General features: G+C 44.2%; 1 pseudogene. It reads right to left on the bottom strand.

The features are described from left to right. A pseudogene (locus R8O11_RS25020) lies at positions 1–680 on the bottom strand (GGDEF domain-containing protein); the annotation flags it as partial. Positions 681–1,146 lie beyond the last annotated feature (466 nt).

Here is a 1,146-nt window from a genome sequence, read left to right as displayed (position 1 = left end):
AACGCGGTGACACTGCGTTCGTCTGAGTGGTCAATGTCGTGCAGTTTTGCTCTAGCCCACGTTTCAAAGCTCCAACGATTCGCTAAGCCCGTAAGTTGGTCTAGGTAGGCCAGCTCCTCAATCCCTTCTCGGTAAAGGGTTTGAATGTAGCTGACGACTTTTGCGTAGTAGTAGGAGAAGGTATGGCAGACAAAACTGATGGCTATCAAGGTGAACATGAATCGGCGTTCGATCATATCGCCAGTGGCAGGTAAGCCGTCTAAAAACGTAATGCCAAAGAAAACCAAAATCATGTAGGTAGCGCTAAAGAGTAAACCGACTTTGAACTCGTTAATCAAAATGATGGTTGCGACGATGGGGTAGAGCCACAATAACTTTCCGGAGGGCGCATCATTAAAAAGAAGCAGTAATAACCCCTCAAACATGATGACGGCGCTGAGCAGTAAATCGGCATATTTGTGATGCCTTTGTACTTTTATGAGATAGCAGATCCCTAAGCAGGCGATGGCACTGAAGGCATGCAAAACGCTTAACCCCCAATGATTTTCGAGCGATTGGACGATAGCGCCGTACACCAATAGTGTGGCGGCAATGCTAGAACACAGAAAAACGATTTTCTTTTTTCTCGTCGAGCGGATATCCGCCATTTCTTCTAGGCGAGCCCCGGCCAATGTCGACATCTTCTATCCCTACTTAAATTGATATGTACGTCTATTCTAGGCGGTATTTTAGCGATAAATAGAATAACAAAATCGCCAAATGTGAACTTAGTCATGTTGCGAGGTGATTGAATCTTGTAAGGGATTTTCTGGGTGTGACGACGCCAAGGGTTTTGTTTATTACGATATCTATCGATATGTTGCCTGCAATATGGTGATGACGGTTACAAAGTTACCTTGATGTGTGCACGTTGATAAATACAGATAATGCATAAAAACGGCTGTTGGCGAGTCGATTCTCAATTCGCTGAATGGCATCATTTAACGGCGTTAAGCCACTTATTAACCGCGTACCTATTGAGCTCATTGTTCGTCAGTCGATGATCTCTAAGCTCCGTCAATGAGTCGCGTGGGCTTGAAAAATCATTAGAAATATTTTCCTCAAATGACAGGAATTATTGTTGTCGTTGTGACCAATCTCCGACTA

Source organism: Vibrio sp. 1288 (assembly GCF_033344475.1).
This window is presented reverse-complemented; position numbering and strand designations above follow the sequence as displayed.